The 23685-nt window shown below is 65.3% G+C and carries 17 protein-coding genes; 13 read left to right on the top strand and 4 right to left on the bottom strand.

All coding sequences use genetic code 11. The features are described 5' to 3' along the window. Positions 1-53 precede the first annotated feature (53 nt). The 8 genes from ACFVIV_RS12080 to ACFVIV_RS12045 are packed head-to-tail and all read left to right on the top strand — an operon-like array spanning position 54 to position 13435. The gene (locus tag ACFVIV_RS12080; protein ID WP_379195353.1) at positions 54-3179 is read left to right on the top strand and encodes an amino acid adenylation domain-containing protein; all 3126 of its coding nucleotides are present in this window, start codon (positions 54-56) and stop codon (positions 3177-3179) included. Beyond that, positions 3172-4719, top strand: a complete 1548-nt coding sequence (locus ACFVIV_RS12075; protein WP_379195351.1) for a hypothetical protein — start codon at positions 3172-3174, stop codon at positions 4717-4719. Before ACFVIV_RS12080 ends, ACFVIV_RS12075 begins: the two co-directional genes overlap by 8 nt. Continuing rightward, complete coding sequence (locus ACFVIV_RS12070) at positions 4709-6220, top strand: hypothetical protein (protein ID WP_379195349.1); 1512 nt, start codon at positions 4709-4711, stop codon at positions 6218-6220. Before ACFVIV_RS12075 ends, ACFVIV_RS12070 begins: the two co-directional genes overlap by 11 nt. Before the next feature lie 23 nt (positions 6221-6243). Continuing rightward, positions 6244-6591 carry a hypothetical protein gene (locus ACFVIV_RS12065; RefSeq protein ID WP_379195347.1) on the top strand — a complete coding sequence of 116 codons (348 nt, stop codon included), beginning with the start codon at positions 6244-6246 and terminating at the stop codon, positions 6589-6591. Further along, positions 6584-6937: a YbaB/EbfC family nucleoid-associated protein gene (locus tag ACFVIV_RS12060; RefSeq protein ID WP_379195345.1), complete on the top strand. Its 354-nt coding sequence runs from the start codon at positions 6584-6586 to the stop codon at positions 6935-6937. The genes ACFVIV_RS12065 and ACFVIV_RS12060 overlap by 8 nt, the downstream gene beginning before the upstream one ends. Beyond that, on the top strand, positions 6934-8739 hold the full coding sequence (eccA, locus tag ACFVIV_RS12055) for a type VII secretion AAA-ATPase EccA (protein WP_379195343.1): 1806 nt from the start codon (positions 6934-6936) through the stop codon (positions 8737-8739). Before ACFVIV_RS12060 ends, eccA begins: the two co-directional genes overlap by 4 nt. 33 nt (positions 8740-8772) lie before the next feature. Further along, complete coding sequence (locus ACFVIV_RS12050; protein ID WP_379195341.1) at positions 8773-9090, top strand: hypothetical protein; 318 nt, start codon at positions 8773-8775, stop codon at positions 9088-9090. A 46-nt stretch (positions 9091-9136) separates the two neighbouring features. Beyond that, the gene (locus tag ACFVIV_RS12045; protein ID WP_379195339.1) at positions 9137-13435 is read left to right on the top strand and encodes an ADP-ribosyltransferase domain-containing protein; all 4299 of its coding nucleotides are present in this window, start codon (positions 9137-9139) and stop codon (positions 13433-13435) included. 92 nt (positions 13436-13527) lie between these two features. Here the strand turns inward: ACFVIV_RS12045 and ACFVIV_RS12040 are convergent, their stop codons facing one another. Further along, positions 13528-15303, bottom strand: coding sequence for an FUSC family protein (locus ACFVIV_RS12040; protein WP_379195337.1), 1776 nt, complete (start codon positions 15301-15303; stop codon positions 13528-13530). Here ACFVIV_RS12040 and ACFVIV_RS12035 point away from each other — a divergent pair. Next, positions 15281-16162, top strand: coding sequence for a BTAD domain-containing putative transcriptional regulator (locus ACFVIV_RS12035; RefSeq protein ID WP_379195335.1), 882 nt, complete (start codon positions 15281-15283; stop codon positions 16160-16162). The two genes, ACFVIV_RS12040 and ACFVIV_RS12035, sit on opposite strands and share 23 nt — an antisense overlap. Positions 16163-16390: 228 nt before the next feature. Next, positions 16391-16756, top strand: coding sequence for a hypothetical protein (locus ACFVIV_RS12030; RefSeq protein WP_379195333.1), 366 nt, complete (start codon positions 16391-16393; stop codon positions 16754-16756). Between the two features lie 58 nt (positions 16757-16814). Here the strand turns inward: ACFVIV_RS12030 and ACFVIV_RS12025 are convergent, their stop codons facing one another. The 3 genes from ACFVIV_RS12025 to ACFVIV_RS12015 form a co-directional block, all read right to left on the bottom strand. Beyond that, the gene (locus ACFVIV_RS12025) at positions 16815-17882 is read right to left on the bottom strand and encodes a lipase family protein (RefSeq protein WP_379195331.1); all 1068 of its coding nucleotides are present in this window, start codon (positions 17880-17882) and stop codon (positions 16815-16817) included. Positions 17883-18137: 255 nt separating this feature from the next. After that, complete coding sequence (locus ACFVIV_RS12020; protein WP_379195329.1) at positions 18138-18470, bottom strand: WhiB family transcriptional regulator; 333 nt, start codon at positions 18468-18470, stop codon at positions 18138-18140. Positions 18471-18632: 162 nt separating this feature from the next. Then, positions 18633-19439 carry a hypothetical protein gene (locus ACFVIV_RS12015; protein ID WP_379195327.1) on the bottom strand — a complete coding sequence of 269 codons (807 nt, stop codon included), beginning with the start codon at positions 19437-19439 and terminating at the stop codon, positions 18633-18635. A 325-nt stretch (positions 19440-19764) separates the two neighbouring features. On the opposite strand from ACFVIV_RS12015, the gene ACFVIV_RS12010 reads away from it, so the two are divergent. The 3 genes from ACFVIV_RS12010 to katG all read left to right on the top strand — a co-directional run bounded on the left by ACFVIV_RS12010 (position 19765) and on the right by katG (position 23644). Next, entirely contained in the window at positions 19765-20400 is a 636-nt protein-coding gene (locus ACFVIV_RS12010; RefSeq protein ID WP_379195325.1) for a TetR/AcrR family transcriptional regulator, read from the top strand. A 260-nt stretch (positions 20401-20660) separates the two neighbouring features. Beyond that, positions 20661-21350, top strand: coding sequence for an MIP/aquaporin family protein (locus ACFVIV_RS12005; RefSeq protein WP_379195323.1), 690 nt, complete (start codon positions 20661-20663; stop codon positions 21348-21350). Between the two features lie 71 nt (positions 21351-21421). Further along, positions 21422-23644 (top strand): catalase/peroxidase HPI, encoded by a 2223-nt coding sequence (katG, locus tag ACFVIV_RS12000; protein ID WP_379195321.1) that lies wholly within the window; start codon positions 21422-21424, stop codon positions 23642-23644. The last annotated feature ends 41 nt before the right edge of the window (positions 23645-23685 follow it).

Here is a 23685-nt window from a genome sequence, read left to right as displayed (position 1 = left end):
CCGCGATGTCGATCGGCTCGCCCGAATCGGGCGATTGAGGCATCGGCGATCGCATGGTTTCCGTATCCGACCCGACAGGTGAGCGTCCGGCGACGACCGCACAGGACGCACTGTGGCTGGCGCAAATGCTCGAGCCCGAGACATCCAACAATATCGCGGGATATCTCGATATCCGGGCCGCGGTGGACGTGCCCGCCATGCTCGACGCGATGGTTTCCGTCATCGACGAGGCCGAATCCCTGGCCTGCGTCTTCACCATGCGCGATGGTGAACTGACCACCGCTCCCTTGCGGAAGGCGCCCTGGCGGCCCGATTTCGTGGACGTCAGCGGTGACGAGGATCCGCAACGGTCCGCCGACGAGCTGCTCGCCGCCTTGGCGGCGAAACCGTTTCGGCTGGATCGCGATCGACTCGTCCACACCACCTTGGTCAAGATCCACGCGCGCCGCTGCTATCTGATATTCGTCTCACACCACATCGTGAACGACGGCGTGGGATCGGCGCTGCTGGGAAAACGACTCGTCGACGTCTATTCCGCTGCCGTGCACGGCCTGGAACCGCCGCCGAGCGGGTACGCCTCCGCCGACGAGATCCACCGGGAGTTCAACTCCTACCGCAACTCCCGGAGATACGAGCGGGATCGCGAATACTGGCGTGAGATCACCCGGCAGGCCAGGGAGCGGATTCGGCTTCCTGGTTCCGGACAGTCGAAGAGCAAGAAGACCATTCGCGCTTCCGCGATCGTGGACGAGCCCGCGGCTGATCGGATTCGTGCTCTCGCCGAGCGGCTCGGTGCCTCGTTGCCGATGCTGCTGACCGCATCGGCGTGCGTGCTCTTTCGCGGCCACCTGCGGCGGGAGAGCTTCTATACCCAAGTGGCCCTGTCGAATCGGCGCGGCGGGTCGCGCCGCACACCGGGCCTGTTCGCCAATCGCGTACCGCTGCCGGTGTCATTCGCTCCCCAGGTCTCGTTCCGGGAATTCTGCGCGGACCTCTCGCAACGCCTGCGGCGCGCCATCGTGCACGGGCGCTACCCGCTCTCGGAGATCAGTCGCGAAGCGGCCTGGCGCGGACCCGCCGCCTTCGGCCCCACCATCAGCGTCATGCCGGCCTTCGGAAGGCTCGACCTGCCCGGCGGAACGGTCGACATCGAACGGTTGTCCGGAACGGCGGACGAGTTGATGGCCACTGTCACTTACGATCCCAGCGGACACGGCAGCCTGGCTGTGCAATTCGATGCCGATGCCCGGTACTACAGCGAGGCCGACCTGGTCGCCTACGCCGAGCGCTGGCAGGTCGTGCTGGATGCGGTGGCGGCCGATCCCGATGCCCCGGTATCGGAGGTGGAACTGCTCTCCGCAGGCGAGCGTGACCGAGTTCTGTTCGCCTGGAACGACACCTGTATGGAGGTCGAGCGGCCGAGCGTCTGGGAACAGTTCACCGCGCGGGCGTCCGAAACGCCCGATGCGCTCGCGGTGCTCGACGCGGACGGCAGCCGATGCGGTTACGCCGAACTGGCGGCGCGGGCCACGCAGGTCATGGCGACCTTGCTCGACCGCGATATCGGCCCCGAATCGGTGGTGGCCGTCGTCATGGAGCGGTCGGCGGACCTGGCGGCCGTATGGCTGGGCGTGCTCGCGACCGGCGCGGCGTGCCTGCCGATCGACCCGGAATATCCCACGGAACGAATCTCCTGGATGCTCACCGACGCCGCACCGGCGGTCGTGATCTCCCATCGGGCCGATGCGTATCGGTTCGAGTCCGCCGAGGTGCTGGTTCTCGACGATCTGGTCGCCGATGTCCCGGCATCCGATATTCACGATCGGCTCGTCCGGCCGCGCCCGCAGAACTCGGCGTATGTCATCTACACCTCCGGGTCCACCGGACAGCCCAAGAGCGTCGCGGTCACCCACCGCAATCTGGTCAATCTGCTTGCGGTAACCGAACAATCAGGCAAGTTCGGGCCCGATGACGTGTGGGCCTGGGCGCATTCACCGGCCTTCGACGTCTCGGTCTGGGAGTTGCTCGGCGCGCTGGTGCACGGCGCGACCGTGGTCGTGGCCGGCCGCCGGGCTATCCGTGATCCGGATATGTTGTGGCGCTTGGTGGTCGAGACCGGCGTGACCGTGCTGAATCAGACGCCCTCCGCGGCGTATCGGCTCATCGAGGCCGCCGACCGGCTCGCCGTGCCCGCACCGTCGCTGCGCATGGTCATCTTCGCGGGGGAGGCGCTGTGCGAGAACCGGGTGATCGAATGGCCGAGCGGTGCGGACGGTTCGGCTCCGACGCTGGTGAACATGTACGGGCTCACCGAATGCGCGGTGCATCTGACCCGCGCGCAGGTCGGGGATACCCGGTCGGAGGCGAGTGTCATCGGTACTCCCATCGGGAACGTGCGCACCCTGGTGCTGGACGATCGGCTGCGGCCCGCGCCGATCGGAGTGGCGGGCGAGCTGTATATCGGCGGCGCGCAGGTGGCGCGCGGATATCGGGGCCGGCCGGGGCTGTCCGCGGCGCGTTTCGTGGCGGACCCGTTCGGTTCGGGTGATCGCCTGTATCGCTCCGGCGATCTCGCGCGGTGGACGCCGCGACGGGAGCTGGAATTCCTCGGCCGCGCCGACGAGCAGGTGAAGCTGCACGGATTTCGCGTCGAGCCCGCCGAGGTGCGCGCGGCTCTGCTGTCGCATCCGCGGGTGTCGGAGGCGGCCGTGGCAGTCCGGGACGCGGTCGGCCACGGAGCGCGGCGATTGGTCGGCTATGTGGTGGTGAATGGCCCGGAATCGGTGGACGCGCAGCAGATCCGCCGGTATGTGGGCAGCAGACTGCCCGAGTTCATGGTGCCGCAGGTGGTCCGGATCGACCGGATCCCTCTGACCGTCAACGGCAAACTCGATGTGTCCGGACTTCCGGACGTGGCGCCCGGTGGCGGCGCCCGCTATCGAACTCCGCACGGCCGGGCCGAGCAAACGCTGGCTCGATTGTTCGCGGAAGTACTGGGCGTGGAGCGCGTCGGAGCCGACGACAGCTTCTTCGATCTGGGCGGATCATCGTTGGCCGCTTCACGATTGACCACGCTGATCCAAGTGATGGCCGGGGTTCGGTTACCGGTGCAAGCCGTCTACGACCTGCCCACCGTGGCCGGTCTGGCACGCAGGCTGGAAGGAGCTCGGTATGAGTGACAATGCGTACAACGACCTGATCGACGGTGCGTACTCGTTCGACAATGATGTGAAGTACTCGGACCTGAAGCTCGAGGCGAGTGTCGCCCACAAATGCGCGCAGGCCTGTGTCGACGTCATCGGCAAATTGCTGAACGTCAAGGGACAGTCGCAGGGGCTCCGGCTGCAGCTGAGCAGTTTCGGAACTCTGATGGACGGGTCCACGGTGGTGGCCGCGCGCACGTATTTGACCCTGCGCAATCAGATCGCGGACGATTTCGCATCGGCCATCGACGGCCATGTCAATGTGATGCAGGTCTTCATCGAGTCGTTCGTGGATGCGGGGATGTCCTACGAACAGACCGAACAGCAATCGGCCACCGACTTCAGCGACATCATCGCTCCGACGAAACCGCCGTCCACCGGCGCTGGAGCCTTCGTCAATCCCGCGCCGCCGCCGACGGATCCGGGTACGGCGGTCCCCTCGCCCAAGGATCCGCCGGTCAAGGGACGCTCGAGTTTGCCGATCGACAATCCCGCGTCGTTCAAGTATCCCGATCTGCACAATCTGCAGAACACCGCCAATCCCAAGGGCGCCAATCAGGTTGCGCTGGCGTGGAAATGGCTGGCGAATGAGATGGATCTGATTTTCGACGAGTTCTCGGCGGATATCAATGGCATCTCCGACTCCGACTGGTCGGGACAGGGCAGGCAGGGCGCGACGAATATCTGCAATCAATACGTCACGCTGGCAAAACAGCAGACCGCCGCGATGCAGGCCATCGGCCGGATGGACAGCTTCATCGCCTCGCAGCTGGAGAACTTCCAGCTGTGGCCGTCGGATCCGAAGAATCTCGGACCGCTGCAGAAAAGATTCGAATCCGACTATCTGCTGGCGCTGCAATGGGTGTACGCCCGATTGCCTGTCATCGAGGCATACGGCTCCGGTGCGAACGGGCTCAACGCGACCGGCGGGAAGAAGTCCGATTCCGGTGACGGCTCGTTCGACGTGAACGTCCATGTCCAGGGCATCTCGGGACGCGAGGCCGGTGGTGGGCTCACCTTCCCGCGCGCCGGTGGCTCCGGGATCGGGCCGATACCGGATTACGGTGCGGCACAGTCGGGATCGATGCCGGTAGCGTCTCCGGTCGCACAGTCCGCCGGGGTGGGCGTCGATGCGCCGAACGGCGGTGGGGGCAGCGCCCCGCAGAACGGGTCCCCGTGGGTGGCCGCGGGAACCTTTCCGCGCGCCGCCCTTTCCACGCCTGCGCAGGACCGCGCGTCGAGATATCCGTCGATCGCACCGATGGGCGGGCGGACCACGGAACGTGACCGCCCGGACGAGACCGCGGTGTCCGCGCACGCGACGAACAAGGCGCCGTCCGATCCGCCGATTCCGTCTGTCGCGGGCGCCGCGGTGACCACGCCGCATGCGACCGGGCGCCTCACCGACGCCGACGGCGATCGTGAGCGCGTCGGAGTGGGCGCGGCAGCGGTGCCCGATGGCCGCCGCCGAGCGGACGCCGAATCGAGCGCGTCAGGGTCCGCGCATGGGCGGTGAACAGTACGACGGCGCCTATGACGACGCCAAGGCGTTCGACCGCAGTGCGAAATGGGGCGCGGTGCGCCTGGAGTGGCATGTCGCCCACAAGTGTGCGCAATCGTGCGTCGCGGTGGTGGGCAAGCTGCTCAACGTGCAAGCCCAGGTCGATGCCGTGCACCTGCCGCTGGACATTCTCGGCACGCTGGAGAACTCGGCCAATACCGAATCGGCGCGAAAGTATCTGTCCGAGCACAATGTCATTGCCGACGATTTCGGCAATGCGGTCGACTGGTATCGATCCGTCATGCAGCTGCTGGCGGACGCATTCGTCCGGGCAGGCAAGGCCTTCGAGAACAACGATGCCGATTCGGCGAAGAACTTCGCCGACATCACTGTCCCGGACAAGCCGCCGAGCAGCGGTGCGGGGGCATTCGTCGATCCGAAACCGCCGCCCGCCCCGCCGCCGCCCTACCATCCGCGGCCGGATGGCGGACAACAGCGCGAGCCCTTTCCACTCGACAATCCGGACAGCTACGGCTATCCCGATCTCTCGCATCTTCAGCAAGGCGCGAACCCGAAGGGCGTGAACCAGGTTGCGCTGGTGTGGGGCTGGCTGGCCAACGAGATGGAGGCCGCGTTCGGCGACTTCGCCGCGGAAATCACCGCGATCCCGCAGTCGGACTGGTCCGGCAACGGCAGGGAGACAGCGATCAGCGCGTGCACCGCGTACGTCGAACTGGCGAAGACACAGATCGCCGCCATGCGGCGCCTCGGTGATCTGGGGGGTTATGTCGCCTCCCAGGTGGCGCTCTTCCAGGCGTTTACGGGCAGCCGTAAGAATGTCAACGGCCTCCGGAGCGCCTACCGGAACAACTATTCCGAGGTGCTGCGGGACGTCTATTCGCAGATGCCGGATATCAAGACTCCGAGGCTTTCCCCCGACAAGAGCGGCACATTCGACTGGCAGAAACTGGCGAGCCTGCTCAGCACCGCAAGCCAATTGGGCAGTCAGGCGCAGAGCCTGATGCCCAAGGACACACCGAAGATGCCGGATATGCCGCCGCCCGATCTCCCGTCGGATGATTTGGGAACGCCGGATATCGGTGGCGGAGGCGGCGGCTCCGCCGGCGGTGGCGCGCCTTTGGGCGTGCCGGTGAGTTCGGCGCTGTTTCCCCGGGCGACGCCGCCCGCCTCGACCCCGTCGGCGACTCGGCCGCAGTCGCAGTCGCCGATGGCGGGCATGCCCGGTACCCCGGGCGGTATGGGCGCGGGCGCCGGGATGGGCCAGGGACAGAACTCCAAGCGCGCGCGATACCTCGATTCGGCCGAGAACCTCGAGGAGGTGCTCGGCGATTCCCCCGGAGCGGTCAAACCGGTGGTGGGCGGAAAGACGGCCCTGGCGGGAGCGGCCGAGGGCAGGCCGTCCAGCGGACCACTCGAGGAGCGCGAGAACGAACGCCGGCGCGAATCCGGCGCCGGCGGCGGCCTGGACTACTTCCGCGAACGCGCGCGGGCATAGCGGAGAAAAGGTGAGAGCGGATAGTGAGCGAGACAGCACCACCATCGGAGCCGATATTCACGACGGCGACGGCGACCTCCCGGGGAGGCGGAATTTCGGTTACCGCAACGGAATTGGGCCTGCCCATTGCCATGCGGCTGGATCCGGCCGAATTGTGGCGTGATCCAGCGGATCTGGCGGGCGACATACTCCGGGTGTGCCGGGCGTCGGCGCACCGGGCCGGTCTCGCGCGCCGGGAGCTGCTGGCCGGTACCGCGGGGCTCACCGACGACGTGCTCGACCTGCTGGGGCTACCCCGGCCGGGGGATTCGGACGCCGATGCGCCCGACGCCTACGAGCCGCGCAGCTGGCTGGAGCAGCCCGATGAATAACGCCATGAACGAATTGGTGCGCGAGCTGCACGAGCGTCTCGCGCGAATTCAGGAATTGAATGCGGCCATCGCCGCGATGCGAGTCCGGGAGAGTTCACCCGACGGTGTCGTCACCGTGGAGGTCGACGGCAATGGCGCCCTGCTCGATCTCGAACTGACCAGGGGTGTGACGGAATTGTCGGCGGGCGAGCTGGCCGCCGGCATTGTCGCGACCGCGGACAGCGCCGTACGGAAAGTGTTCGCGGAGCGCGCGGATGCGGTGAACGCGTTCAATGCCGGTGCGGCCGCGCTGCCCGCGAGCGCACCGGACGATCAGGCCCGGGCGAAGAAGGAGATGCCGCGGTGATGGATACACAGCAGGCGCAACGGGTTTTCAAGGCGGGCGTGCTCGCACTGGGCGTGGTCGTCGACGGTCAGCAGACCGCACCCGATCTCGACTACGCCAGGCGCGCGTTCCAGCGTGCCACCGAGCTGGACCCGGAAATGTGCGATGCGTGGCTGGGGCGCGCCGCCGCTGAGGACAAGTCCCGGGACGTGTTGTACAACCTGCGCCGGACCAGTGCGGTATCGCTGTATCGCGAACAGCAGCGACTCGGCTTGCCGCCGCGGACGCTGGCGGGCAGATTCCAGGTCGGCCGGTACCTCACCTACCGGTTGGCGACCTCGACCGAGATCTGGCTGGCCATGGCCTGCCAGCTGATCGACGAGGGGGAGTACGCCGAGGCCGAACAGTTGCTCGACGAGCTCGACCGCCGTCGGCGCAGCGAAGCGGTGGGCGATCCGGAGGCCGAGGACCGGATCTGCGCCTATGTGCGCGCGGTTCTGCATCTGACCGCCGAACGCTGGCCCGATGTCATGACGGTGCTGGTGAGCTCGGCCCAATGGCCCGATGCCTTCCTGGCCGCGGGCGCCCATGTCATGGTGGGCACCGCGTGCGCGCATCTGGGGCTGTTCGGTGAGGCCGTTCGCCGGATGGAATTGGCCGAGCAGGGGCCGATTCCCGCGGTGCGGCTGACCGCCATGTTCACGCGCGGCCTGTGCCTGCGCGAGATGGGAAATCAAGACGAGGCGCGGGCGCTGTTCGAGATGGTGTATTCGCAGGCGCCGGATTTCGAGGAGAACACCAGGGCGCTGCGTGATCCGGATTGCCGACTCGTGTTGACGACCCCCGAGCAGATCGACGCGCGCACCGATCGCTGGGATCCGGCCTCGGCGCCGTCGGTCGAGAGCAAGGAAGCCGAACAGCAGCGCGACCGAGCCGAGCGCATTCTGGCCGAGGCCCGCGTCGAACTGGAGGATCAGATCGGCCTGGCAGCGGTCAAGACTCAGGTGGAGAAGCTGCAGTCGACCGCGACCCTGGCCAAGATTCGTGCCGAGAACGGACTGGCGAGCGTGCCGCGCGGCCAGCATCTGGCGTTCACCGGTCCACCGGGGACCGGCAAGACCACCATTGCCCGTGTGGTCGCCAAAATCTATTGCGGCTTGGGCATTCTGAAGACCGAGAACGTGGTCGAAGCCAAGCGCATGGATTTCGTCGGCGAGCATCTGGGCAGCACCGCGATCAAGACCGACAAGCTCATCGACAGCGCTATGGACGGTGTGCTGTTCATCGACGAGGCGTACACGCTGGTCCAGACGGGTCTCTCCGGTGGCGACGCCTTCGGCCGCGAGGCCGTGGACACCCTGCTGGCGCGAATGGAGAACGATCGCGACCGGCTGGTGGTGATCATCGCCGGATACGACGGCGAAATCGATCGACTCTTGGCGGCCAACGACGGCCTGGCATCCCGATTCGCCAAGCGCATCAAATTCGCCTCCTACACCGCGGAGGAGCTCGGCCAGATCGGCTGTTACATTGCCCGAAAACGCGATTCGGTCGTCGCCGACGATGCCCTGGCGCTCCTCGTGGAAACCTGCGCCGAGCTCTACGGACAGCAGGACGTCGACCAATCCGGCCAGCAACGGCGCGCCATCGACGTCGTCGGCAACGGCCGCTTCGTCCGCAATGTGATCGAGGCGGCCGAGGAGGAACGCGAATACCGGCTCGCCAAGGACGACAGCATCGACCTGCGCGCCCTGAGCCCTGACGCGCTCATGCGCATCGAAGCCTGCGATATGCGAATCGCATTGTCGAATCTGTGCCCCTAATCTTCGTAGTCTTTTCGAGAATCGAGAGTGATCATGGCGAAAAACGTCTCCGCGAATATGGACGATATGCGCAGTGCCGCAAAGCAGCTCGCGCACCTGGCGGACAATATCGGACAGGTCGCAACCTCATTGGAAACCTCCCTGGCCGCCGTGGGCACCCCGTGGGGCGATGACAAGCCGGGCATCCAGTTCGCCGAGGGTGAGCACGGTTACCGCAAGCGGCGAGACGGCCTCTGCGAGGCCGGCCAGTTCAAATCGAAATTGCTGCACGAGTTCGCCGACATGCTCACCAAATCCGCCGACGCCCTGGACCGCAATGAACAGGGCTCCACCGATCGGCTCGCCCGATGACGGCGGCGACCATCGTGATCGGCTCCCAGGCGGCAAGGACGGCCCGATGAGCATCGTGATTCCCGAGGAACTGCAATGGGTGTCGTGGATCGCGGGCAGCGAATGGCCACAGGGCGACGAGGACAAGATGTTCGAGCTGGCCGAGGTCTGGTACGCGAAGGCCCGCGACCTGAAAGCCCTCGTCCCCGACGCCAAGGACGTGGTCCGCCAAGCCGAGGCGTTCTACACCGGCGATGGCGCGGTAGAAGTCCGCAAACAGCTGGAAGCCATGATCTCCGGCGACGGTTCCCTGGAAACCCTGGCCGACAGCTTCACCGCCCTGGGCGACCAAGCCAAGGCCACCGGCACTCAAATCGAGTACGCAAAACTCCAAATCGTATATACCCTGGCCACTTTGGCGGCGCAGCTCATCGAGGCGATAGCGACGTTGGGTGCCACATCGGCCGAAATTCCCGCCGCCGAGGCCGTCGCCCAATCCACCGTGCGAACAATCGCGAAGAAGCTGATCACAGCCATCGTGGAGCAAGCGGCACAAGCTGCCGCAGTGGAATTCGTAATCCAGGAGTACCAGATCCTGCGCGGCCACCGTGACCACATCGACGGCAAGCAACTGGGCATGGCCGTCGCGAGCGCCGCGGTGGGCGCCGCGGTGACCACCCCGATCGGCATGGGCGCCGACAGCCTGATGAGCAAGGCCTTCGGCGAAGCGACATCGGCCTGGAGCCGGGTGGGCCGCAGTTTCACGAACGGCGTGGTGACCGGCGTAGCGGGACAAGGCGCCGGATACGCCTTCAACAGCGCGGTAGAGGGCGAATGGCAGGAATTCGACCCCCGCAGCCTCATCGGTGTCGTGGCCCCCGCGGCGATCGGCTCGATCGGCTCCATCAAGGAGCCGCCCAAGACCGCGACCACAGGCGGTGCCGAGGAGCCGAGCGCGGAAGCAGAATCGTCCAGCGAGCCGCAGGTTCCCGAGGTGAACGCACCGGTCGAGGAAGGTGTGAGATCGAGCGGATCGAACGCTGACGCTTCGGAAATCGAGACGACAACGCCGGAGACTCCGGGGCACGAGACAAACACGTCGCATGACGGCGAAGCGATGACGGAAGGCGCTGGGTCGGCCTCGGCCTCGCCGGACGAGCCGTTGGCGAGCTCGGCCGAAAGCTCACCAGGTGAAGTCGACGCCGTGTCGCCATCGGTGTCCTCCTCCCCGGAGCCGTTGGCGCAGCCAGCGGAAGCACCCGAGCCCGCATTGGGGGAGAACCCCTCGAGCAGTGGTGGTTTGGCCTCTGCGGGACCGGAGCCTGCCGTGCCGGCATCCGGAACAGCCAACGCCGGGGGTGTCGGGGCGACATCGGCAGCGGTCACGACCGAGGGATCCGCGATTCGTTCGCACGTGCCGACCGTCCAGCCCGAAGGCGGAGCCGTGGCGCGCGGCGGGCTCACTGGACGTCCGGCCGAATTCCGTGCCCAGTCCTGGCCCGGCGCGACTACCCACGAGGTCCAGCGCCCGGAGTCCTTGGTGCGGCCGGCCAGTGCGAGCACGAATCTCGATTCCCCTCGCACCGAAATCCGAACCACCCCGCGCGAGACCATGGCTGGTCATGAGGCGGCGGTCACCGGCACGACCGAGCAGGCGAATGTCGCCAAGGGTTCGGCCACCGCTCGATCCGCGTCCGACGCCTTCGGGGAGAAGTCGTATCCGGATGAGCCTGCGGCCAAGCGTCCGCGTGTGGACATCGCCGCAAGCGAGACAGCGAGCGAGCGGCGAACCGCGGGTTCGCCGGGTGCGGCGGAAACGCGAATGGAATCGAGCGCGGCAAAGGTCTCGGAGGCGGCGGTTCCAGCGGGCACGACCTCCGGTGCCGCCACTTCTTCGCGTGGTGAGAATGGAGCCGGTCCGGCGGGGAAGCCGGACGCTTCCGCTGCCGGCAAGGGCTCCGCGACTGTGCGATCCGAAGCATTCGGGGAGAAACCCCAAGCCGGTGAACTCGCGGCCAAGCGGCCACGCGGCCAGGCCGTCGACCCTGGAATGCCGGAGGAAACACGGTCGACCGCACATGCGGATGCGAGGGTCGGCACGGAAGCCGCTGCCGCGACCGGAACCGACTCGACGGCTCTGGCGGAATCCGTGAAGGTGGAGTCGAAGGCAGCCGAAGCGAATCCCCCCGGGGAATCTCGTGAGATCGATTCGGCCGCACAGCCGGTCACGGCGCTGGAGTCGTTGGCGATCCCAGCCGATTCGACTGCTGCACCTGCGGAATCGGAGGTTTACAGCGTCGATGAGGGTCATCGGCCCGACGATTCGCTGGTGCAGCAGGAGCACGAATCCCTCCCGGAGCAGCCGTATTCCGATGAGGACGGTTACTCGCTGCTGGGTGATGCGGCGTCGTGGGATGATGCGGAGCCGCCAGCCAGGCCGATCGATGAGGTTGGCTGGTCCTCGGAAGAGTCGCTGGTATACGCCGAGTACGGCGGGCCGGTGGATCACGCGACTTCGGCTACTGCCGTGGAATATCCGATGGAGCGGGAGGTCGATGCTGGTGAACTCGGAAGCGCTCGGGCCGAAGAATTCACGAAACTAGGTGCCGGACAGGATGATTCAAGTACAATACCGGCCGATGGCGAGTCCGGGCCTCTCGCCGAGGCCGCGGGTCCCGATGCCCTCGTTTCACAGATCGAGCGTGGCCTGACGCCCCCGCACGAACCTGCTTCCCCGCATGGCGGCGATCCGGCCGATGAGCACGAAGCGCTGGTCCGGGAGCAGGAGAACAACGACCACCACAACGTTGCGACCGAGTCGATGATTGCCGAGTCGTGGTCGACGGGGCATCAGCAGTGGATATCGACGGAGCGGGCTTACGACGACGCGCTATGGAATCACTCCGGTGTGAGCCGTAGTGGCCTTCGGGCCTTGGGACTCGAGACGGCGGGCGACCACCCCATCGTAGCCGAGCGCGGCGGTGACCTGCGGGCGTGGAAATTCACCGACAATGAAGGGAAACTCGAGTTCGCGCAGATTGATACGTTGGTCAGGGAGAACAAGCGGTTCTTGTACAACGCACTCACAGACTCCGAGCGCGGTGCCCTGTCGGTGTACACTGGTCCCGCCTATACCAAGATCAATGCGGTGTTCACCGGCCGTGAGGTCAATCCGACGCCGGAGATCAAAGCGCTTGTGGCCAACCTGGAATCGGCGTTCGCCAAGTTCCACGAATACAATCCGAACACTGAATCGATGACCCTCGCGCGTGGGTCGCGCGTTCCCCTTGAATGGAAGGGCGACACAGCCGCTTTCCTCGATACCGTTTTTGCACCGGGCAGCAGAGTGGAGATAGGTCAGGTTACCTCTTTCAGTACCAGTAAAGAGGTCGCGCTGTTGTATTCCAATCCCAAGAAGGGACCCTCATATGTGACGGTGATCAGAACCCACGACGGGATACCGGCGAAATCGTTCAGTCAAGCCGGAGCACTGGACGAAGTCATCATCCCGCCCGGTACGTGCCTGCGGAGTGTGCGGGTCGATCATCGCGGCATCGGCGATCGACCAACGGTGTACCTCGTCGCGGATGACCTGATTACCGCGGAAGAGGGGCCGGCGGTAACGCATCGAATCGCCTTCGACCAGGCGCCGTCTACGGCCATCCCGCAATTCGATCACACTTTCCCGCCGGCGAGTCTCAATGCTGACCAGTGCGCGAGTGTGAGCCGCAGTGGCCTTCGGGCCTGGGGCGCCGAGACCACCGAGGACTACCCCATCCTCGCTGAACGAGGCGATGACCTACGGGCGTGGGAATTCACCGATGAGGGGGGAGAGCTCCAGCTCTCGGATCTCACGACCTCGGCCGAGGCGAATCAGGCATTCCTCGACGATGTGCTGACCGACTCCGAGCGGGAATCCGTGCGGAGATATGCCGAGGCGGGCCAGGTGAGCGGAGGATTGGAATCGGCATTCGCGAAGTTCCATGAGCACAGCCAGAATCTCGAGCCGATGACGGTCATGTCCAGTGCGGCCGTGCCGCGGGGTTGGGAGTACGAAGAATTCTTCGATGCCGTCTTCGCGCCGGGCTCCAGGGTGGAGATCGCGGACGTGACCGCATTCAGCACCGACCCGGAGGTAGCGCAGAGGTATGCCGATCACGCAGAGAGTCCGTATCTGATGGTGGTCAGAACCCGAGATGGGCTGCCGCTCCTGGGTTTCGGTGACAACAACGAGGTGATCATTCCCCCGGGAACACACCTGAGATGTGTGATGGTCGATTACGAAGGCGTCGACGATATGACGACAGTCTACCTGGTAGCAGAGGATCTGGTCGCAAATGATTGGGACTCTCGGGCCGCTCAGTAACTCACCGAAATGTTGCAGTTCTCCGGCCCTCGAAAGGGGCCGAATCTGGCGTAGTTCGGCAGAGAAGCTGAAATTATCCCGGTCTGGAAGGTTCACGGCGCGGCGTGCCTGATGGCTGTTTCCCATTGTTGCGGGTTGGGGAACGGGTGTGTGGGTGGTTCGCGCCAGCAGGCGGCGAGGAGATCGTGGCCGAGGCGGAGCAGTTCGGTGTGACGGGACCAGTGGCGTGCGGTCCAGGTCGGTTCGTTGGTCGCGGCTGTGATGCCGCAGTCGGCGGCTGCGACCAGTTCGAAGCGCAGGTTGGTTCGCAATGTCGCCACTTCCGCGGCCGTGAGCGGGGATTCGTGCAGTGCGGTCAGCAGGGCGGTTGCGGCATGTGCGACACGGGTGTCGGCCCACAGCAGTTGGCGGCGATGCGCGCGCGGGAGGATCATCCACAGGATCGCGATGCCGACCATGATTCCTATGGTGGTCTCTATCGCGCGCGCTCCGATCAGTGCGGTGAGTGATATGGCGGGATCACCTGTTTCGGTGACGAGTAAGGCCAAAGTCGTGACGAACACAACGCTGATACCGTAATTCTGCGGTGCGGTCCACACGGTCAACAGCAGCAGTGCCGCGACCACAGCGATCGGGATCAGATCCGTGGGAATGACGGAGTCGAGCGGCTCCACGCGTTGCAGCAGTATCGAAACGCAGGCGAAGAGCGCGAGGCCGGCGAGGGTCCCGAGAAATCGGTGAATCCCTCGCGCGACGGCCTGCAGGCGTGGCAGGCCCTCATGGACCACCACTGCCGCCGCGAAGATCGCCCAGTGGGGTCGGCTCAGGCCGAGGGCCACTGCGATGCCGCCGCTCGCCAGACACGCTGCCGCAACCCGGATCAGGGCGGCCGTCGCGGGGGAGTCGCGGTGCATGGAGCGGCGCAATCGACAGGCGCCCCGCGGTATTCGCGGTCCGTACGGGGGCGGCGTCACGGCCTGCTGCGGGAGGGAATCGATTGCTCCTGCGCCGCGTCGGTAGGCGGCGGCCAGGTCATTGACCAGTGCGGGATTCGGCTGTCGATCCGGCGGAGTCGAATCCCGAATGGCTTGACCGGCCAATAGCAACGCCTCATCGGCGCGCTCGCGTCCGGTGGCCGCCCTCCCGAATTTCTTTGCCGCGGCGGCGAATTCGTCGAGAGCCCGGACCGCTGCCGCCACGGCCTCTCGTTCCGGTTTGGTTCGGTCCCGCAACCATCCCGGCGCGATGCTCACCAGGGCGCCACCTACGCCGAGCACCGCGCTGCCGACAAGCATTGGTACGGAGGTGCCGGTGCGCACGAGAACCCAACCGACAGCACCGGAAACAATGAGGAAATACGCGCCGGGCCCCGCGATCCGATTCGCGGTGACCGCGAAGGCTCCTGCCGCGCCTATGGCCGTGAGCAGTGCTGTTTCGACCAGTCCCGGAAGCGCTCCGCCCAGTCGCAATCGTCCGACGACCCACCCGGCAGCCGCGGCCATCGCGAAGATCGCAACCAAGGCCGCGCCCGCTCCGATCATGATTCGCCAGCGCACGCGGTACGGGGTCCGGCCACCGAACAGCATTGCGGACGCTCCCTGCGCGGTGAACACGGCCAGTTGCGGAGCCCCCAACGCGACTGCCGTAGTCGCCGCCATCAGGAAGGCCAGTGCGAACTGAACGGACGCGGCGAGTGACCCGGTCGGCGACGTACTTCCGCGCAGCAAATCGTGCAAGCGAGGCTGGTTCGGTAGCGGCGCGACCCGATCGCAATCATTGTCGGCCATGACCACCATCCACCGTCGTTCGCCGGGCAAGCATGTACACTCGATCCATTGTCGGGAAATGCTGTTGCAATATGGCACCATGGTAGTGGTGGGAGCCCTCTCGCGGAGCGAGGGGTGTGGCGTGTATCGATCCGAGTTCAAGGAAAGTGTGTTCGAGATGTGCAATGACGGTGCGCGGGTGGATATTGGCGTGCTGGGATCGCTTGCCGTGACCGTCGGCGGAATGGCCGCCAACATACAATCGAGGCGAATGCAGACGATTGTGGCGCTCTTGGCGCTGGAGTCGGGGACCGTGGTCTCCTATGAGCAGCTGGCTGCTGAGCTGTGGCCTGCGAAGGTGCCGTCCAATCCGCGAAATGCACTACAGGCCAATGTGACTCGCATTCGCCGCCTGATTTCTCCACTGCCCGATCTGATTCGCACCACGCGTGGCGGCTACGTCATGGATGTGCCGCGGGAATGCCTTGACTCCAACAGATTTCTGACTCTGCTGTCCACCGCGTCGAAGTACGTGAAAATCGAACCGGCGCAAGCGATTCTGCTATTGGAGAGGGCTCTCGGGCTGTGGCGGGGGGACGCGCTCTCGGGGGTGCGTGAGAGTCCGAGGTGTAGTTCCGAGGCCGCCTATCTGGAGGAGCGCAGGATCGCTGCGTGGAATGACCTCGAGTCCGCTCGGCTCGTGGTTGGTGACGAGTGGCAGGCGGTGGCCGAGCTTCGCAAGCTGGTTCGGACCTATCCGCGGCAGGAGCGACTTGTGGAGCTGTTCATGCTTGCGCTGTACCGCGTCGGCCGTCAGTCCGAGGCGCTCGATGTCTACCATCGGGCCCGGCGGCTGCTTGTTGAAAATCAGGGCGTTCAACCAGGTCCCGCATTGGAGCGTATGTACGCCGGGATCCTGGAACACAATCCGCCCGACGATTGGTTCTGCAGCGCGGCGTGAGTCCGGGCGCGCCCTGATGTGTCGTGGATCATGATGCCGCGACTTGATCAGCGTGTTGCAAAATTGGTACGTTAAGAGTCAAATCAGCAACGTTTGCTGGTTGTGATCTCGGCATTGACCACCAATGCCGGGCGTTGGCGATTGGTCGTCGTCAGCGTGGCCGACGGAGCATCTTCCCTCATCGATGCTCCGTCGGCCTGTACCGATCCCTGAAGGAAATGAAGTCTCTTGAAGTTTCACAAGCCTCTCGTCATTGCGCTGCTGCTTGCTTCGCTGACCGCCGGCGCGGGAGCCGCGGGTGTCGCGGCCGCCGCGCCGCTGCCGCTGGAGCCGGTCGCCACCGATCCGAATGCGCAGAATCACGATCCGGTCGCCAATGGCGCGGCCGCCGGGCTGGGCGCCGGCGCGGCGCTGGGTGCGGGCAGTTCGGCCCTGTCGGCCGTGCCGCTGGCCATTCTGGTTCCGGGCCTGGGTTCGGCCGCTGGTGCCGTGAACATCGGCCTGGCCTCGCTGATCTACGGCGGAATCGGCGCGGGCCTCGGGGCAGCCGTGGGCGCGTTGGCGCCGCATGTCGTTCCGCAGGTGCTGCCCTAGTCCCGTTCCGCGACAACACTTATCGGCCTGCCCCGGCAACGGGGCAGGCCGATCGGCGTCAATGGCAGGTGGTACTCGCGGGAATTCCGTTGAGGCGGTCCGCGATCCAGTCGAGCGCCGCTCCGGAACCGGCGGTCTCGGCGCTGACGTGTTCCGTGCCGGGATATTCCACATAGGTGACGGGGACGCCCCGCGTGCAGTAGTCGGATACCAGGGCGCGGGTATTGGGGGTGATCGCGATCTGATCCTCGCCTGCCATCCACAGGTAGACCGGAGAATTCGGGGTGCCGTAGCGCCCGGCCTTGAGGGTGTCGAGGACGGCGACGACATTCGGATCTCCGAGCGGCCACACGCGGTCGACGGTGCGGTCCTGGACATAGGTGAAGGGGTAGGTGGCCAGCACCTGGGCCTGACACATGGTGGCGAGCTCCCGCTCGAAGTGGGGATCGAGGAAGTAGGAGGGGAGGTTGAGCTCCGGATAGGCGCGGGCCAGGCCGAAGGATGCCTGGTAATTGATTCCGGCGAACAGTCCGCCGTTCATCAGCGCGGCAGACGCGCCCATATCGGCGACGAGCCCGCCCGCGGCCGTGCCGACGAGGTTCAGCTCAGGGGCGTAGCCGGGGGCCAGTTCGGCAGCGAATTCGGCGCCGCGGGAACCGCCGGAGTAGCCGAATATCGCCGTGCGGGTGTCGGCGGGCAGGGCGGCGGGTGCGAAGTTCAGGGCGGCGCGAATGCCGTCGAGAGTGCTGCGGCCCTCGACGTAGCCTGCGGCAAATTGGTTTTCGGGGCCGAGATAGTCGGGGACCACGACGGTCCAGCCACGGTCCAGAGCTGCGCCGAGGTTGACCATTTCGCCGATCATTCCGGTCGAGGCCAGGTACGCGTAATCGGTCCGCAGCTGGTAGGAGGGGTTGCACGCGGTGTCCAGCACATCGATCCATGGCAGGAAGGCGAGTAGTTTCGGCGGACCCGACCACGCGGCGGCGGGTTTGATGATGGTCGCCATGGTGGTCCACGGCCTGCCCTTGGTGTCCTGGCTGACATATTTGACCTGCCAGGAGGTGAGCTGGGCGCTGGTCGGCACAGTGCTCACCGTGATCGGACGGCTGTCTACCACCTGTCCCATGTCGAGCCCGCTCAGCGAATCCGGTTGATCATAAAAGGGATCCAGGGCAGGCGCCGGCGGCCGTCCGCTCTCTGCGCTACCTGCTGGTGCGGTAATCAACCCGATCGAAGCCATTGCAATGGCAACTAGACAGCAAACTGAACGCCTCATGGCGCACGAGCTTATCGTTCCGGGAATCACGGCCATTTGCGACACACCTACGATCGATTTGATTGCGTTCGTTTCGGAAAGCGCGAGAAGGGACATTCCCAGGATTCATTGGTTGTTTGCCTTCGAGGCTGCTCCTTTGCCATTCGCGATCGCCCGCAGCGTCCGCCGCGCCTCGAAGCTCTGCCTGGACGAGTTCCCGTCGCCGAGGTCGACGGTTGCTACGACTCCATAGTTGATGCCGAGGCGGAGCGCTTCGGTGGCGCACTGTCGTAGCGCGGGGCACTTCCCGCACATCGAACGGGCGTATGCGGTTCGGGATGCGCGGTCGTGCCCGCCTGCGGGGAAGAATATTTCGGGATCGACGCTGTTGCAGGGGCGACGCCCAGACTTCGCGACGAACTCCGCGTCTCGAAAGGAATCAAGGTACTTCAGTGTCATTTTGGCGCCCTTCGGTGTCCGATTGCCCATTGCTGTTTCATATTAGCATCATCATGTTGCGCAATCGGATCGATGTTCGGAGCGTAATGCTTGGGACGGCGCATGACCCGTCATTGGGGTGATTCATATAACAAATACCATGTCGCGATAATGCAGCACTTGTCAGGTGCTGGACGGCGCCGCCTGCCGCTTCTCGGCTTGCTGTGATCGCGAGCGGTGCCCGGCCTCGCCGACGCGGTCGAATCGGCCGGGCTGCTCCCCTGGGAGGTGCGGCGCGGTCAGGAAATAGCCGATCAGGCCGGAAAGTGAGTAGAGGAAAATCATGCCCAGGGTCAGCGGCCGCATGGCCGTTTCGAGAAGGGCGGTCACAGTGTCCGAAGTGGCGTCGCCGAGGATCCGCAAGGCGCTCACGGCTATGCCGAGTAGTGCCGCCAATGCCAGTGGTAGCAAGGCTGTACGGATTCCGGTCGGTACGCGCACGGCGAGGATCGATAGAAGAATCGCAAGGTGGGCAACGAGGATCGGGAAAGTGGCGACATTGGAATAGAAGGTCGCGGGGCCGCCGAGGTGTCCCACATATTCGGTCGGGATCCGTGGGGCATCGGAAATCGCCCAGAGCGTCAGCATGAGTAGCTCGGCCGACACGACGCCGCGGATGACCCAATTGCGGAGGACGTCCAGTGACCATGCGTCGATGACAAGAATTCCGAGGTAACCAGCGGCGGTTGTGATCGACAGGTCGCCGAGCAGGATGGAGAAGTTGGCCAAGTGAGTATCGGCGGCGGTGTGCGCGGACAGCCACGTGTTCAGAAAGGTTGGCTGACCCAACATCACCCCGAGTGCCAGCAGTAGAAGGGCGACAGTGAAGGGGTGTGATCGGGGGGTGCTGCGCCACCTGGTCAGTCGCAGCCCGAGCACGGCTGTGGCGACGATTCCGCAAGCGATCTCGAGGGTCTTGATGCCGTTCATGTCGAATGTCCTTCCCCGATGCCGGTGCGATGCCGTCCGTGCGCCTATCGGCGCCCGATCGAACTCGTCATCCAGGGTCTATCGTGGGGCATACCTGTCTGGAAAACTCCGCTTCCGATTTACTAAACTGATAGTCTAGTTTCTGAAAAGGGTAACAGCTCTCCGGGCCGCGACGCGTCCTGCATTGCAGTGATGCTCATCTCTTCCCGGCCTCGCAGTTCAGGCAGGCGACTCCGGTGGCATGTCACATCGGCTAACGTTTGAAAAACTACTCGCATAGTTTCATTCGACTGAATGCATCCATAGAGCATCGAGGGGTACTGGTATGGCGATGCCCGAAGGGGAAGCGGGCCCGGCTCCACGGCGGGGTCGTCCACGCAGCGACAAGGCGCGCACGGCGATTCTGGCCGCCACCATGCAGCTGCTGCTCGAACGTGGCCTGCCGGCGATGAGCATGGACGCGATCGCGTCCGCGGCCGGCGTCAGCAAGGCCACGATCTATCGCTGGTGGCCGACCAAGGAAGCGCTCGCCATGGACGCGCTGTACGAGGTGTGGGCCGCCATACCGTCCGCGGCTAACACCGGGTCGGTCCGTGCGGATCTGCGTACGCTGCTCCGGCCCTGGTCGCGGGAAGCCGTGAGTCGGCCCTATGCGCGCATTCTCGCCGGCCTGCTGGTAGAGGCCCTGTCCAAGCCGGACTTCGGCGCCGAGTATCGGGCTCGTTTCGTCGAGCATCGCCGAGACCAGGGGAGGCTGATTCTGCAGCGGGCCATCGGGCGCGGTGAGATTCCCGCCGAGATTCGAATCGAGACCGTGCTCGATATGCTCTACGGCCCGATTTATCACCGGCTGTTGAATGGTCACGCCGTGATCGACGATGAGTTCGTCGACGATGTCATCGACACCGTACTCGCTGGAATCGGCGCGCGACGCAACGCCTCCGGCGAGACCGCGGAATAGCGAAGCTCTCCCTGGCGCACCGTGTTCCGGACCGGGTCCGGAGTTTCGACGCCGCGGTATCCAAGGCGCCCGGCGGCGCACGTTCACCAAAACGAAACTAACGGTTTCATAACGATCTGCACAAACCGTGGCGCGTCACTGTCGGCAGATCCGCACGTCGCGCGGCGGCCCTGCGTCGTACTGGCCGCACTGTTGTTGTCATCTGCCCAGGTAGCCTGGCTTTTACAAACAGTACGTTTAGTTTCGTAAAGGAGTCAGATATGACAAGCGCCAGTGTGGATGCACCGCCTCGGTGCACCACCTCGCACACTCGCGCGCGGGAAACGGCCCGCAAGCTCACCGTCGAGGCAATCGGAACGTTCTTCCTCGTGTTCACCGTCTGTTTCGCAGTTGCCCACGGCAACCCATTAGCGCCCTTGGCGATCGGCGCGGTGCTGGCCGTGATGATCTATGCGGGAGGGCACATCTCCGGTGGTCATTACAACCCGGCCGTCACTCTGGGCGCGCTGGTCCGCGGGCGCATCGAGCTACCGGTTGCGATCGGCTACTGGTGCGCTCAAGTGATCGCGGGTGTCGTGGCGGGCGTCGTCGCCCGTGCGCTCCTCGGCGCGAGCCCGGCTTCGCTGCATCCGACCGGACATGATCTGACAGCCGCGTTGGTCGTGGAGTTGCTGTTCACCTTCGCTCTGGTCTACGTGGTACTCAATGTCGCCACGAGTAAGGATCACCCGCAAAACTCCTTCTACGGTCTGGCTATCGGCGGGACCGTCGCCGCCGGTGCCCTTGCGGTCGGTCCGATCTCCGGAGGCGTGTTCAACCCCGCCGTTCTGCTCGGCGGCATGACCATGGGCATGTTCGGCGCGATCACGCTGCTCTACCTCATCGTCCAGATCGCCGGCGGTGTCATCGCCGGCCTGGCCTTCCGCTACCTCAATCCCGGTGACAAGTAAACGAATCGGCTCGGACCGCGCCGATACCGCGGCGAACAGGGCCGAATCCGTCTGCTCGAAAGGAAATACCCATGTCTGACCAACATCCGCCCATTGCGGAAACCGCTGTCGGCGGCTGTCCTGTGGCGCACGGCCGCCGCACCGCTCCGGCTGAGGGCGGCAACGCCAACCGTGAATGGTGGCCCCATCAGTTGAATTTGAAGATCCTGCAGAAGAATCCCGCCGAGATCAACCCATTCGGCTCCGACTTCGACTATGCCGCGGAGTTCAAGACCCTCGATCTGGCCGCGGTCAAGCAGGACATCATCGAGGTCATGACCACCTCGCAGGACTGGTGGCCCGCCGACTTCGGCCACTACGGCCCGTTCTTCATCCGCATGGCCTGGCACGCCGCCGGCACCTACCGCATCAATGACGGCCGCGGTGGAGCCGGCGCCGGCATGCAGCGCTTCGCGCCGCTGAACAGCTGGCCCGACAATGCGAATCTGGACAAGGCGCGGCGGCTGTTGTGGCCGGTCAAGGTCAAGTACGGCAAGCAGCTGTCGTGGGCTGATTTGATCGTCTACGCGGGCACTGTGGCGCTCGAGGACATGGGGCTGCCCATCTTCGGGTTCGGTGGCGGCCGCGTGGACGAGTGGGAGCCGCAGGAGGACGTGTACTGGGGTCCTGAGCACACCTGGCTCGATGACACCCGTTACACCGGCAAACGCGATCTGGAGAACCCGCTGGCCGCGGTGCAGATGGGCCTGATCTACGTGAATCCGGAAGGCCCCAACGGCAATCCGGATCCGCGGCTGGCGGCGGTCGATATTCGCGAGACCTTCCGCCGCATGGCCATGAACGATGTGGAGACCGCGGCGCTCATTGTCGGCGGCCACACCTTCGGCAAGACCCACGGCGCCGGCCCGGCCGATCACGTCGGCCCCGAGCCCGAGGCCGCCCCGCTGGAGGAGCAGGGCCTGGGCTGGAAGTCCAGCTTCGGCACCGGCGTCGGCAAGGACGCCATCACCTCCGGTCTCGAGGTGACGTGGACGTGGTCGCCGACCAAGTGGGACAACAGCTTCCTGACGATCCTGTACGGCTACGAGTGGGAGCTGACCAAGTCGCCGGCCGGTGCACATCAGTGGACTCCGAAGGACGGTGCGGGTGCGGGATTGGTGCCGGATGCGTTCGATTCGTCGAAGACGCACGCCCCGGCGATGATGACCACCGATCTGGCATTGCGCTTCGATCCGGTCTACGAGCAGATCACTCGACGCTGGCTGGAGCATCCCGAAGAGCTAACCGTGGAGTTCGCCAAGGCCTGGTACAAGCTCACGCACCGCGATATGGGGCCCAAGACCCGTTACCTGGGCGCGCTGGTGCCGGAGGAGACATTGCTGTGGCAGGACCCGATCCCGGCCCGTGATCACGAACTGATCGACGCCAACGACATCGCCGCGCTCAAAGCCCAGATCTTGGGCTCGGGTCTGACCGTGGCACAGTTGGTGTCGGCAGCGTGGGCGGCGGCCGCGTCGTTCCGCGGCTCCGACAAGAGGGGCGGCGCCAATGGCGGCCGCATCCGCCTGCAGCCGCAGGCGGGATGGGAGGTCAACCAGCCTGACGAGCTCGCTCTGGTGATCCGGGTGCTCGAGGGCATCGAGGAGTCCTTCAACGCGGCCCAGTCCAACGGCAAGCGGGTCTCTTTCGCCGACCTGGTGGTCCTTGGCGGTGCGGCCGCGGTCGAGAAGGCCGCCCGCGACGCCGGTTTCGCCATCGAGGTGCCCTTCGCCCCGGGACGCACCGACGCCACCCAGGAACAGACCGATGTGGAATCGTTTGCCGCCCTCGAGCCGAGTGCGGATGGATTCCGCAACTACCTCGGCGACGGCGCTCGCCTCTCCGCGGAGTTCCTGCTGCTGGACAAGGCCAACCTGCTGACTCTGACCGCACCGGAGATGACGGTTCTGGTCGGCGGTCTGCGCGTACTGGGCGCCAACTATCTCGGTTCCCAGCATGGTGTGTTCACCGAATGCCCGGGTGCGCTGAGCAACGACTTCTTCGTCAACCTGCTCGACATGGGCACCGAGTGGGCGCCGTCACCGACCGCAGAGGGTATCTACGAGGGCATTGATCGCGCCACCGGTGAGCAGCGCTGGACCGGCACCCGCGTGGATCTGGTCTTCGGTTCGAACTCGCAGCTGCGAGCGCTGGCCGAGGTCTATGCCCAGGACGATTCGAAGCGGAAGTTCGTCGAGGACTTCGTCAAGGCCTGGACCAAAGTGTCCAACCTCGATCGATTCGACCTGGTCTGAGAGCAATGACGGCGACCGGCCCACCGGCCGGTCGCCGTCAA

This window comes from Nocardia sp. NPDC127526 (genome assembly GCF_042672265.1).
Taxonomy (GTDB): Bacteria; Actinomycetota; Actinomycetes; order Mycobacteriales; family Mycobacteriaceae; genus Nocardia.
The sequence above is the reverse complement of the archived record's forward strand: the minus strand, read 5'-3'. Positions and strand labels throughout refer to the sequence as shown.